This window comes from Hydrogenophaga sp. A37 (genome assembly GCF_002001205.1).
Taxonomy (GTDB): domain Bacteria; phylum Pseudomonadota; class Gammaproteobacteria; order Burkholderiales; family Burkholderiaceae_C; genus Hydrogenophaga.
The window spans coordinates 42,747-54,940 of the sequence record NZ_MUNZ01000086.1 but is presented as its reverse complement, the minus strand read 5'-3'; the positions used below and the strand labels follow the sequence as shown (position 1 = coordinate 54,940).

The window sequence follows — 12,194 nt, the reverse complement described above, 5'->3', positions numbered from 1 at the left end:
AATTGCCCGATCTCACTTATCAACGAACAAGCCGAAAGGTTCCCATGGAAATCGCACTCTTCCTTTTCATCATCGCGGCCATCTTCATCGTTCGCGCCATCAAGGTGGTCCCCCAGCAAAACGCGTGGGTGGTCGAGCGCCTGGGAAAATACCACTCCACGCTCGCCCCCGGCCTGAACTTTCTGGTGCCATTCGTTGACAAGGTCGCCTACAAACACAGCCTGAAAGAGATTCCCCTGGACGTGCCCAGCCAGGTCTGCATCACCCGCGACAACACGCAGCTGCAGGTCGATGGCATCCTGTATTTTCAGGTGACCGACCCGATGCGCGCCAGCTACGGCTCGTCCAATTACATCGTGGCGGTGACCCAACTGGCACAAACCTCGCTGCGCTCGGTGATCGGCAAGCTGGAGCTGGACAAGACCTTCGAAGAGCGCGACATCATCAACGCACAGATCGTGCAGGCCATCGACGAAGCGGCGCTCAACTGGGGGGTGAAAGTGCTGCGCTACGAGATCAAGGACCTGACGCCGCCGAAAGAAATCCTGCACGCCATGCAGGCCCAGATCACGGCCGAGCGCGAAAAGCGTGCCCTGATCGCTGCGTCCGAAGGGCGTCGTCAGGAGCAGATCAACATCGCTACCGGCGAGCGTGAGGCCTTCATTGCCCGCTCGGAAGGTGAAAAGCAGGCCGCCATCAACAGCGCCCAGGGTGAAGCGGCCGCCATCACTGCGGTGGCCGACGCCACCGCGCAGGCCATCGAACGCATCGCCATTGCGATCCGACAACCCGGCGGTGAGCAGGCCGTGCAGTTGAAGGTGGCTGAGCGCGCAGTGGACGCCTACGGCAAGGTGGCCGCAGATGCGACCACCACGCTCATCATTCCAGGCAACATGAGCGAAGTCTCTGCATTGATCGGCTCGGCCATGAAAATGATTGGCACCACCAAAGTCGGCAACTGAAAAATCAACAACTCAGCCTGCTATAATTGAGGGCTTCGCGGAGGGGTGGATGAGTGGTTTAAGTCGCACGCCTGGAAAGCGTGTGTGGGCTAATCCCCACCGCGGGTTCGAATCCCGCCTCCTCCGCCAAAATTGAGTCCCAGAGCGTCCCAGGACGTCTCAAAAGACACCCTGAAAGCCCCGGTTTACCTCGTGTTCCGGGGCTTTTTTGTTTCCGGACGTCCCACAACGGTTCTTGCCATCCAAGAGATTTTGTTGGTATCGTTTGTGGTACGTAGGAGGTGCCGTGTTGGTATTTCCTGTACCAACGGAGGGGAGCATGGCCCTGAGCGACATCGCCATCAAGTCGACCAAGCCACGGGAGTCGGCCTTCAAGCTCACCGATGGTCGGGGCTTGCAGTTGCACGTAACGCCGCTTGGTTCAAAATTGTGGCGGTGGGCCTATCGCTTCGACGGCAAACAAAAGCTCATGGCCTTGGGCGTCTACCCAGATGTCTCACTTGCACAAGCCCGCGACAAAGCGGACTTGGCCAGAAAGCTTCTGGCAACGGGGGCGGACCCGATGGCCGCCCGCAAGTTCGAGAAGATCGCCCGCCGCCTGGCCATCGAAGACACCTTTGCTGCAGTGGCAAAGAAATGGTGGGAAAGCTGGAAGGCTGCTCGCAGCGACAGTCACACGGTCTACGTCTGGCGACGCTTGGAGGCCGACGTGTTTCCGGCCATAGGAACACGCCCTATCGCGGAGATCGAGGCCCTCGAGCTGGTCGCCATGATGAAGGCTATCGAAAAGCGTGGCGCTCTCGACATTGCCAAACGTTCCCTTCAGACCTGCTCACAGATTTTTCGCTACGCCATTGCCCACGGCGTGGCCAAACGCAATCCGGCCATCGAGATTCGTCCAAGTGATGTGCTGGCCTCACGCAAGAAGCAGAACTACGCACGGGTGGACAACAAGGATCTGCCCGAACTGCTACGCAAGATCGAGGTCTACATCGGCAGCACCATCACACGCGTTGCCATCAAGCTCATGGCAATGACCTTCGTGCGCACCAGCGAATTGATCGGTGCACGCTGGGAGGAGTTCGATCTTGATGGTGCGCGATGGGACATCCCCGCTTCTCGCATGAAGATGAAGACGCCGCACATCGTTCCGCTCTCCACCCAGGCCATCACGCTATTGAGAAGTCTGCACACTCTGACGGGTCACAGCGCCCTGCTCTTCCCGGGTGAGCGCGACCATCAAAAGTCGATGAGCAACAACACCATCCTGGGTGCCTTGGACCGCATGGGGTATGCGGGGCGCATGACAGGTCATGGTTTCCGTGGAATTGCCTCCACTCTGCTGCACGAGCAAGGCTGGCCGCACGAGCACATCGAGCTGCAGCTGGCGCACCAGGAGCGCAATCAAGTCAGCGCTTCATACAACCATGCGCTCTACCTGCAACCTCGGGCAAAGATGATGCAGGCCTGGAGCAACTACCTGGACGCCTGCGTGTCAGGCAACGTGGTGCCCCTGACGGGAAAGCGGGCATAGCATTCGGATCGTCTTGTGGTCGGATGGAAATGGATCGAATCCGTACCACCGGCGAAGAAGTCGGTCAACGGACTGTTAATCCGCAGGTCCCTGGTTCGAGTCCAGGTCGGGGAGCCAAGAAACACGAGAGTCAGCAGGTTAGCGCCTGCTGACTTTTTTGCTTTCTGGGTTTGGCTGGTGCCAGTCTGGTGCCAGTTTCAGAGTTGATGAACGTAGACCAGAGAATCGCGCCCGATGTGTTGCGTGCGAGCTGCATCAAGCCTTCGGCCCACACCATCGCAGAGCCCCAACCGTCGAAACTTCGTCGGCAAACGCGCTGTTCTGACAGCGAGAGCCTTGTGCACAAGATTTGACGGCGAATCCAGCATGACCAAGCTGCCTGCCGTGCCCTACAGTTGCCAACATGCCTCCACCGGGAGAATGCCGTGCAACAGACCTCCGCCCCACCATCCGACACACACGATCAGGTACCGACCGTGTTCATGCGAATGCCATCCGTCATGCAAATGACGGGCCTGGGTCGATCCACGATCTACAGGCTCATGGCCCGACAACAGTTCCCCTGCCCGGTTCGCCTCGGTGTGCGCGCAGTGGCCTGGCGCCGCAGCGAACTTGATGTGTGGAGCCAGACACGCCCAGCAATATCACACTGATGCGAACAAGCTCAGCCTTGAAATCCATCGGGTTTACAGCCATCCAAGGGACAGCCCAAAGATGGCTTACTGCGGAAGTAGAAACCGTATTCTGAGTGGCGTCTAGGCAGCGCAAACTGCCAGTCGCCACTGGCTGCTTTCTGGTTGGAGACTTCATTGCGAAACACAAGCCGTTCAGGATTTTGGCGGGCCGCTCGTTCATCGCCCAAACTAGCTGTCAACGATTTGCTATTCGAATTAATTAAATGGCGGCCGAACATCTCTCCGCTTTGAATAAGCAACAAAGAGTACCAATTTTCTATTCTGACGAAAAGTCTTTCGTAAGCATTCGTGAAGACACGGATGCCCTCATGCTGGCTGATTTGCCTGCCTGTCCAGCCAGATACTCACCTCGACTACTAAACTCTTTGAGCGCCTCATTAAGTGCGAGAACCTCTGGGACGTAGATGCACATACGGATTGCAGTGCCAGAAAATCCCGCGTCTAGGACTTTCTCGGCTTCACCATTCAAGAGCAGACCTCGATCCCCGCTGCATAGTGCGAAGCTACCACCCCTCGCACAGATTTGACTAGTCATGAAGAGGCCGTAACCCGAGTTAGCCCAAGCATCGTCGCGCAGTTGCGGTGCACCTTCGTAGGCTCTGCCTGAAATTCCAGGCTTCAACGCAAGTCGAATTGCATCCTCATCACTATTAATGATCAGATGCGGATTTCTGGACAATGTTGTCCTTATGCCTCGCCCCTGGTCAAGGATCGACAATTCAACGAGTTGCTTGTTGGGCCAATATTGCGCGGCGTACCATATCGAGTCAGCATTGCTATGCTCAGTGACATTGCGTAGAATTTCCCGAAGAGAAAAACCCAAAGTGTGCTGGAGTGGACCACCATCATTCCGGGCGAGCACTGCAGCAAGCTTCGCGCAGTGCCGCTCGATGATTTCCTGGACCTGAACCTGGCTCTGCCCCGCTTCAATGTGCAGTTTGCGGATATTTACTTCCGTAATTGGGATGTAGACCACGCTACCGTTTGCGGCGCCAGCTTCTTTCCCAAAGTTCAGCCCAAAGGATTGGAAGAACCCCATGTGTGCAGCGTAGCCATGACCTTCATGGTTTTTTGCCTGGCATCGCGACGGCTTTCTCTCGTTGGCAAAGGTTCGCAACTGACGTGCAAAGTACAACATGCCAAATGGCTCAAGCCATTTAAGAGGCCCAAAGTCGATCAAATAATCAACACCAGTTGGCAACCTCCACAAGTCACGCGCAGCCTCAATCGCCCCTTCAAAATCAAGACATTTGACAGCGAAAGTGACGATCTCTCTATGATGATCACTCATCAAAATTCGCCCGGCAGCGGATCAGAGGCTACCATTTCGCCAGTTTCCAGATTGAAATATCCCGTCTTGCTCTCTCCGTCGAGTGGGCATATGTGGTCTGCACGCACGGTGACAGTGGTTGCAGAATGCCTGACGGTAGCGTGTTGAGTTTTTTTCTTGGTACCGCTGTAATGCCCACGATATGCGACCGCTGAGAACATGGGGCTGTAGAAGACACCTTCGATTTCAAATTCTTCGTTGTCCTTATGGGTATCAATGCCAAGTGAACCGGGCATGATTACCGAAGCATATTTTTCGCTTACGGGCATCGATGAATCTGCTTGATCAACTTCGGTCGGCTCTTCAAGGACGCAGTTTGCCATCTCCTGCAATGCTACCAAGGTCTCAACACCTAGCTGAAAGTTTGGGTCCTTCGTTGCGATTTCGGTAGCGCGGGTAAAAACATCGCGGAGGACATCCGTCTTCATGAGGTGGCTGGTCAGTCGCAAACTCCCGTACGTCTGGTCATAGATGCATACAAAACGATCACCAGCGGCCACCGGCTTACGCGTAGCCCTGTGCTTGTCAGCACCGGCATTGATGTCCTGTCGCTCAAAAGGTAGTGACATGAGAAACGCTTCGTCAATGAGCTCGGCAATAGATGAGCCTTTGACTTGGTCGCGGTTTAATGCCGGGTGCGTAATGACTACGCCAGAGGTGAAAGAGTACCTCGCATATTTCGCAGCGTCATAAAACAGACCCAGACTAGGGTCTAGGGGGTAGTTCACATTGAACTCGTTGTTGCCGCGTCGCTCCTTGAATCCGACTACGGCCTCTCCGACTTGCATAGCGCACTCGACCACAATCAGTTCACCGTACCGGTGCGCTTGGAAGACGTTATCAACAGCCAAGTTCGGCAAAATCAAAGTGGGAAGCGCAATCGGACTCGTGAAGTAACGTTTTTCAGGACGTACGTTGATGAGGCGCTGATTTTTCTTTATGCTGACAACGCGATACGTTCGGGTCTGATAGAAATAAACGGCGCCTGGGTAAGCCTCGCGCATCACCTGAGCCTGAGATAGCGATCCCAAGCTATGGAGATTAGGGCCCTGCCGAAATTCGACCTTGAATTGTGTATCGAGATCACGCAATGGGAATGTATGGTTAGGGTCGTCTCCCGCCTGCGCCTTCATCGATTGCAGTTCAGCACTGATCTCACCAACGCGCTCGGCCTCGCACAACTCAGCATAGTCCGGAGGCAACTCGATCGGCGACGTAAAGACATCCTCCTCAATGCCAGCTCTATGACAAACCGTTGCATCTTCCCCGCCCTGCCGTGCCAAGCACATGGCATGGATGTATTGAATCCGCTGGTTGTGCAAATAAAGTGCGCTCTGCAATAGCGGCAATTGCGTTAGTCGTTCTGGCTCCCTGAAGATGCTTTCCGAGACGACGGAGCCATTGTTGACAATAATGACCAGGCCCGCTTTTCGACGACCAACCCGTCCTATTCGCTGATACAGACTGGTCGCCGACCGAGGGATACCAACCAGAATCCCCAAACTTAGGTAAGGCAAATCGATCCCCATCTCCAAAGCGCTCGTGCTGACGACACCTTTTAATGAGCCTGCCGCAAGTCGATTTTGAATACGTTGTCGGTCGTCTTCTTCGTAACCAGAACGGTAAGGATAGATCTGGAGATCTCGCAGTCGATCAAAGTCAACTTCATCCGCATCCACATCTGCATCCTCGATAATTTTTCGTTCGATGATGGATGCCAGGTACTCTGTTTGTTTCCGACTATCAGCAAACGTAATTGACTGATGATCAGTCTTGGTCGCAGCAAAAGCGACAAGGTCAGACACGCTCGCCAAAAGATCCTTGGGATTATTTGGCGCCACCAACAAAGTACATAGCGCGGACTGCGGCGATGTGTCGCTTTCGGGCCCGACAACCCCAAAAGGCACACCAGTTAGCTGCAAAAGATGAGATTTAGCATCCTGCATCGTCGCAGATGAGGCGATGAAACGGAAATTGCCGCCGAGCTTCTTATTGGCATGTATCAGCCGCCTGAAAAGAAAGGCAGAATTGCTACCAAAAACGCCTGAGTAAGTATGAGCTTCATCCGCAATAACCAGGGTCAAGCCTCTGAGAAAATCCAGCACCGCTGGCATTGCAATTGACGACAACAGCCACGCGTGGATGATGTCCGGGGTCATCACAACGATTCGGCTTTCTGCCAAAATTCGAAGCCGCTCCTGCATCTGTACGCCACCATCAATCCGCCCCACGCGAATAGGCAGACCGGACTCTTGGGCCAGTTTTTTCCAGCGGGCAGTCTGTTCCGCTGCTAACGCCTTGAGCGGATATATCGCTGCAATCCGCGTTTTCGGCTTAGCAGCAAGCTCCTCAAGCGCGCATACGTTGAATATCAGTGTCTTACCAGAAGCCGTTGGCGTTGTAATCGCAAGGTTCTCACCGCTCAAGTACCGTCGGATGCCCTCATGCTGATGCCTGTAAATACCACCATCAAATCCTTCTAGCGCATTCAGCGACGCGGAGCAAAGACCCAGATCATCGAATGGAAGGAACACTGGTTCTCGCGCTGGCCGTTCTTCCTGAGACACTACCTTCCATTCGTTTTCTTGGAAATACGTAGAGAACTGATCGATGTTCAATTTGGTCCTCGTCGAATATTGGGTCTATCAGAAATGAAATCCGGGGCTGCAGCTGAAGGCACACCGAAGCGTACCTTTGGCGAAGTCGGTCAGGATTTATGGCAGAAGGAACTTGGTGCCGTCGAAGGTGCTAATATTTAATGCTGGGGCAACAGTGTGTAGGGGGTTCATGCGGTTTGCGACTCCTCCAACTCCCCGCCAGCCTGGGACTCCGCGGTCTGGCTGGCGACGCATAGGTATTTCAATCGCATGAGGCGAAGTATCGCACCGTGGAACAGCCCTCGGTTCGCGTGAAGATCCTCAAATTGCTGCCCTGTTTGGAGGTTCACCGTCATAAGCTCTGGCCAGCAGTGTGAGTTCCGGTGGGCGACACCCGCCAGCCGCAGGCCTACCCAACAGCAAGTCAGAGTTGCTGCATTGACCTGTCACCAGTTGACTCGCGGATCGACCTTGTAGTCTAAAGCGGGCTGCGCCGCAAGGTTCTAGTCTGGTTCGACATCGACAGCCTTGCCCGCCTGCGCATCGCAATACCCCCCCACAGCTGTGGCCCAAATGCTAGGACTCGTTCGTCGCCAGTCCCGCCTTTAGAGAAGCAGTTTGGCGAACGCTACTACCACCAAGTTTCTTCACAAATCCTTCATAGTCAAAACTTCAACGGTTCCTTCGCTGCGTTGGAGTCATTGGCCGAACGGCCAAACTGCCAACTTGACATAACATCCCGTTGCATCAACTGTTGAATGGCTACCACCCAATGGCGGCTATCTGACGGTCATTTCTTCAAGTTGGCTGACAGCAATCAGCCTGAGGACTAAACCGCTCGCGCGGTAGTCCCCGAGCTGAGAGGTTGGTTGACGTCGATGGCGCACGTGCCGATGTTGTGAGCCGAGGCAATTGGCCTCGGTCACGACAGGAGCACCATCATGAATGCACCCCATCCGACGGTTTCACCTTTGCGCCAACGCATGCTCGAAGACATGCGAATGCGCAGGCTGGCCACCAAGACGCAGACTGCCCACATCCGAGCCGTACGCCGGCTTGCCGCGTACCTTCACCGGCCTCCGGACACCGCCACCATCGAGGACCTGCGCAATTTCCAGCTCTACCTGGTTGACCAGGGCACCTCTCCCACCACCCTCAACGCCACCATCACAGGGCTGAAGTTCTTCTGCGAGATCACCCTGGATCGCGCAGAGTTGACGGCCAAGATGCAGCCCGTTCATGTGCCTCGCACCTTGCCGGTGGTGCTCAGCCGCGAGGAAGTGGCGCGCCTGATTGCCGCAGCGGCCAACCTCAAGCACCAGACCGCGTTGTCGCTGGCCTACGGCACGGGTCTGCGCGCCAGTGAAGTGGTGTCGCTCAAGATCGGCGATATCGACAGCCAACGCATGACGCTGCGCGTGGAGCAAGGCAAGGGCAGCAAGGACCGCTACGCCATGCTCTCGCCCGTGTTGCTGGAGCGCCTGCGGGTCTGGTGGCGCGTGGCCCATGCGCAAGGCAAGATGCTCGAGGGCGGCTGGGGTCTCAACTCAAGACGCGGTGTACCAGAGAGAGATGGTGAAGCGACTTGGGGTGACATTTGAATTCTTGAGCGATGAACGCCTGAAGCTTACGCGCGCGATGTCACTCCCAACGTTCACAATCGCAGGACATGTGCTGATCAAACGGATGAGTTGGATCATCGGCGAGGGTCGCGTTCAACATGTGTTCTACCCGGACTTTCCTCCAAACAGCAGTGCGGATCGTGTTCTTCACTGGCTCACACGGAACAAGTCTCCCTAATTTTAGGGAAGACATGTCAGAACGAGACGCGTCTACACACCGCTGCGGCCGCTTAGGGTTCAGCCGCCTTTTACGCTTCGTGCCACTAAAGGAGGTCTTTTTATGAAGGCAGAGAACGTGAAGTCCCCTTGAAAACCTGAACCAGCCGGAGGTAGAGAATTCCCCCAGACGGAGTCTCTACATGAAGAAATCCAGATTCAGCGAAGCGCAGATAGTGGGCATCCTCAAGGAAGTCGAGATGGGTGCCAAGGTCGGTGAGACGTGCAGGAAGCACGGCATCAGCGAGCCGACGTACTACAAGTGGAAGAGCCAGTTCTCGGGTATGACTGTCTCGCACCTGTCGCAGCTTCGCCAACTGCAGGACGAGAACGCCAAGCTCAAGCGCATGTACGCCGACCTGGCGCTGATGCACCACGCGCTCAAGGATGTCGTTGACCGAAAGCTCTGACCCCGGAGCGTCGTGAGCTGGTCGTGCGTGCCCTCGTGGACGAGCACGGCATGAGCGAGCGACGTGCCTGCCAAGCCAGCGGCATTGCCCGCTCCACGCTGCGCTACCGGCCCGCTGCACGCGACGACTCCGGGGTCATCACCTTCATCCAGACGCACATGGCGCTCAACCCACGCCACGGCTTTGGCCTGCTGTACGACAGCGCCCGCCATCAAGGCAAGCCCTGGGGCAAGACGGTGCTCTGGCGCGTGTACTGCGAGCTTCGGCTGAACCTGCCACGGCGCGGCAAGAAGCGGCTGCCTGCGCGCATCAAGCAACCCTTGGAGGCTGCTGGTCAACCCAACCACGGCTGGAGCTGCGACTTCATGGCCGATGCGCTGTGGTCAGGTCGTCGCTTCAGGACCTTCAACGTCATCGATGAGTTCAACCGCGAGGGCCTGCGCATCGAGGTCGACACCAGCCTGCCGGCTGCGCGTGTCATCCGAGCCTTGAACGAACTGGTGGAGGTGCGCGGTGCGCCGCTGTCGATTCGCCTGGATAACGGCCCGGAGTTCATCGCTCACACCTTGGCCGAATGGGCGAAATCCAAAGGAATCGCCCTCAATCACATCCAGCCTGGAAAGCCGACGCAGAACGCCTATGTCGAACGGTTCAACAAGACCTACCGCACCGAGGTGCTCGATTGCTACGTCTTCGAGTCACTGCAGGACGTGCGTGACATAGCGGCCGACTGGCTGCACCGCTACAACCATCAACGCCCTCATGAAGCCCTCGGCCGAATCCCCCCGGTCGAGTACCGTGTCAAACTGTTCCCCAACCTCTGCTTCTGACTGGCTCAGGAATTCGAGGGGACTTCACGGCCACTCCAAGCTGGAGTCGACCGTAAGGTACTTGGGTATCGAGGTCGACGACGCTCTTGAAATCTCCGAGCAGACGGAAATCTGAGATGGTGATCGGAGGCGGCCACTGTTCCGACACCGGGGCGACCGCCTTCAATGGCAGCTATGTGGGGACGGTCAGGAGCGGTGCTTTCGGCCACGAACAGCCTCTGGGATCTGGCTGCTCAAGGTCGGGGCAAGGCTGATGTGAGTCAGTCACGGTTGGCGGCCTGCACGTCGGCTGCAATTAGTACCGGCCCTTAGACCGGCAGTGGCTCGTATGACTGCTGCGCACCCGAGACCGGGTGGACAGAATTCTTCGATAGTGGCGCCTCGATCCCGCTTCTAGGCTCGTCAAGCTCGATTCACCGGCCGAAATCTTGGACTCGCTAACTAAAACGGTACATCATCAGCTGGGTTCTCAGGTGGTGTCAGGTACTTGTGCAGAAGCTTGAGCTTGTTCAACAGCTCATCAAACGTCACGACCTCAACGTCCTTGCAGGAGTTGCGAAAGACCTCAAAGCTCCGGCGCTTGACCGGCTCCGTCGGCGTTGATCCAGCAATCACGACGCACTTGATGACATCCGGCTTCCAGGACCTCAATCCTTCAGTGTCACTGGTGTGCTGCGTCCAGCGTTGGCGCAGCTCGCTCTGTTGGTACAACACCTGCGTCATTGCGCCGCTCAACTCAGCACTTGGTCCAAATACCTCTTTGCCCCTGTAAGCCTTGACATGAACAAGCTCGGTTCCGGGTCTCTTAATTTCCACGATTGCGAGTGCCTGCCCAAGCTCACCAAACAGGAAGTCGCCAATCTGTGCGCCTGCACCGGTGATAGTCGATGGCTTCGCGTGGAACTGTGTATGCAATAGCTCTACCGGGCGCGCAAAAACCATGCTGAGCACGAGCTTGTTCTGTTCAAAGAACGATTGCCAATGCCTCTCTTTTGTTGTCTTTCCGAGCAGCTCGTCGTACTTCTCAATCACCGTGGCGAGGGTTGCACGCTCGATTTCGGCGTGCAGCATCATCAAATCGCGAGGCGCTTGCTTGGCCAGGTTCGGTAATCGTTGAGCGATCTCGCGAACGGTTTCGGTCCCCCAACCGTCACCTTGGACACGGCGTTTGGCCTCGACCACTGTTTCGCGCCGGACCTCCAACAACGGTTGGTTGACTTGGATCGCGCGCCTGAACTTCTCAGGATCAAGCTTCGTGAGCACGTCGTCATGCACCACGCTTTGTCTGGTCTGCCGAACCAGCTTCCGGCCAGCCTTCTTGACCCGATTGAGCTTGCGACGGAGCTTGTCCAGCTCGTCTTCGCGAATGCAAATTACACCTTCGGTGAGTGCCGTCGCTTGTTTGCGGCTGACAACCAGAATTTCAGTGCCCTGGACCCGCGAAAGGGTCTGCCAGACCGTATCAAGATCCTTGGGCAAGCCAAGGCCCTCTCCGAGAGGATCGAACAGCCCATAAGGTAAGCGCACCGCAATACTCGGCGCAGCCTCCTTCGCCTCATTCGGGAAGGCATTCTCGTGGCCGTCTTCATAGATGACGATTCCAAACTTACCATTCTTCTGATTGAGATACTGCACCTGATGCGGGTTCGCATGGATCGGCCGCATGATGATCCTGGTTGGCGTGACCGTCGCCAACAGCGGCCATGCGCTTTCCGGGTGGGCGTGCCAAATTCGTGCATCCCGATCAACGAGTTTGAACGTTTTCAGGAACAGGTCCAGGGCCTGCTGGCCGTTGTTAGTGGTGTGTTCGATGCGGAATGCGGCGTCGAGAACGTCGCTATCGCTGTACGCTTGTTTCGGCTCCCCGGAACTCACTGTCATCGCTCGCCCCTTTGTGACTGCATTGCTTTGGTCGATGAAGAATATAGGGCAACAGGCGATCAGGCTGACTGCCCGCAATCTCAGCAGCCTCTCAACTAAGCTCTTCAAGGCGGTCGA

The 12,194-nt window shown here is 56.2% G+C and carries 8 protein-coding genes, 2 tRNA genes and 2 pseudogenes; 9 read left to right on the top strand and 3 right to left on the bottom strand.

Annotated elements, in window-relative coordinates; genetic code table 11:
• The first annotated feature begins 44 nt into the window (after nucleotides 1-44).
• The 5 genes from B0E41_RS08765 (at nucleotide 45) to B0E41_RS08745 (ending at nucleotide 3,149) form a co-directional block, all read left to right on the top strand.
• Nucleotides 45-962, top strand: a complete 918-nt coding sequence (locus B0E41_RS08765; RefSeq protein WP_077330700.1) for a stomatin-like protein — start codon at nucleotides 45-47, stop codon at nucleotides 960-962.
• A gap of 39 nt (nucleotides 963-1,001) precedes the next feature.
• Nucleotides 1,002-1,091: transfer RNA gene (locus B0E41_RS08760), tRNA-Ser, on the top strand.
• Between the two features lie 190 nt (nucleotides 1,092-1,281).
• Nucleotides 1,282-2,496, top strand: a complete 1,215-nt coding sequence (locus B0E41_RS08755; protein ID WP_077330699.1) for an integrase arm-type DNA-binding domain-containing protein — start codon at nucleotides 1,282-1,284, stop codon at nucleotides 2,494-2,496.
• Between the two features lie 45 nt (nucleotides 2,497-2,541).
• Nucleotides 2,542-2,613 (top strand) — tRNA-Ser (locus B0E41_RS08750).
• A gap of 365 nt (nucleotides 2,614-2,978) precedes the next feature.
• Nucleotides 2,979-3,149 (top strand): AlpA family phage regulatory protein, encoded by a 171-nt coding sequence (locus tag B0E41_RS08745; RefSeq protein ID WP_077330698.1) that lies wholly within the window; start codon nucleotides 2,979-2,981, stop codon nucleotides 3,147-3,149.
• 298 nt (nucleotides 3,150-3,447) lie between these two features.
• On the opposite strand, the gene B0E41_RS26535 is transcribed toward B0E41_RS08745, so the two are convergent.
• Both B0E41_RS26535 and B0E41_RS08740 read right to left on the bottom strand, forming a co-directional pair.
• Nucleotides 3,448-4,482 (bottom strand): hypothetical protein, encoded by a 1,035-nt coding sequence (locus B0E41_RS26535; RefSeq protein WP_143433740.1) that lies wholly within the window; start codon nucleotides 4,480-4,482, stop codon nucleotides 3,448-3,450.
• On the bottom strand, nucleotides 4,482-7,139 hold the full coding sequence (locus B0E41_RS08740; RefSeq protein WP_077330697.1) for a DEAD/DEAH box helicase: 2,658 nt from the start codon (nucleotides 7,137-7,139) through the stop codon (nucleotides 4,482-4,484). Before B0E41_RS08740 ends, B0E41_RS26535 begins: the two co-directional genes overlap by 1 nt.
• 920 nt (nucleotides 7,140-8,059) lie before the next feature.
• Between B0E41_RS08740 and B0E41_RS08735 the strand changes: the two are divergent.
• The 4 genes and pseudogenes from B0E41_RS08735 to B0E41_RS27525 all read left to right on the top strand — a co-directional run.
• Nucleotides 8,060-8,656 (top strand): annotated as a pseudogene (locus tag B0E41_RS08735) (tyrosine-type recombinase/integrase); the annotation flags it as partial.
• Nucleotides 8,625-8,918 (top strand): redoxin family protein, encoded by a 294-nt coding sequence (locus B0E41_RS27825; RefSeq protein ID WP_077330695.1) that lies wholly within the window; start codon nucleotides 8,625-8,627, stop codon nucleotides 8,916-8,918. The pseudogene B0E41_RS08735 and the gene B0E41_RS27825, both read left to right, overlap by 32 nt.
• A 181-nt stretch (nucleotides 8,919-9,099) precedes the next feature.
• Nucleotides 9,100-10,196, top strand: a protein-coding gene (locus tag B0E41_RS08725) for an IS3 family transposase (RefSeq protein ID WP_253194713.1) whose coding sequence is annotated in 2 segments (ribosomal slippage) — nucleotides 9,100-9,352 and nucleotides 9,352-10,196 — 1,098 coding nt in all. Because the reading frame shifts where the segments join, the coding sequence is not laid out codon by codon here.
• 22 nt (nucleotides 10,197-10,218) lie between these two features.
• Nucleotides 10,219-10,311 (top strand): annotated as a pseudogene (locus B0E41_RS27525) (integrase); the annotation flags it as partial.
• 326 nt (nucleotides 10,312-10,637) lie between these two features.
• Here B0E41_RS27525 and B0E41_RS08720 read toward each other — a convergent pair.
• Nucleotides 10,638-12,185 carry a Shedu immune nuclease family protein gene (locus tag B0E41_RS08720; RefSeq protein ID WP_077330694.1) on the bottom strand — a complete coding sequence of 516 codons (1,548 nt, stop codon included), beginning with the start codon at nucleotides 12,183-12,185 and terminating at the stop codon, nucleotides 10,638-10,640.
• Nucleotides 12,186-12,194 lie beyond the last annotated feature (9 nt).

Bases quoted from the DNA above. Each gene is read 5' to 3' on its own strand.
- B0E41_RS08765 (WP_077330700.1), top strand. From the start codon at position 45: ATGGAAATCGCACTCTTCCTTTTCATCATCGCGGCCATCTTCATCGTT.
- B0E41_RS27825 (WP_077330695.1), top strand. From the start codon at position 8,625: ATGCGCAAGGCAAGATGCTCGAGGGCGGCTGGGGTCTCAACTCAAGAC.
- B0E41_RS08745 (WP_077330698.1), top strand. From the start codon at position 2,979: ATGCGAATGCCATCCGTCATGCAAATGACGGGCCTGGGTCGATCCACG.
- B0E41_RS08755 (WP_077330699.1), top strand. From the start codon at position 1,282: ATGGCCCTGAGCGACATCGCCATCAAGTCGACCAAGCCACGGGAGTCG.
- B0E41_RS26535 (WP_143433740.1), bottom strand. From the start codon at position 4,482: ATGAGTGATCATCATAGAGAGATCGTCACTTTCGCTGTCAAATGTCTT.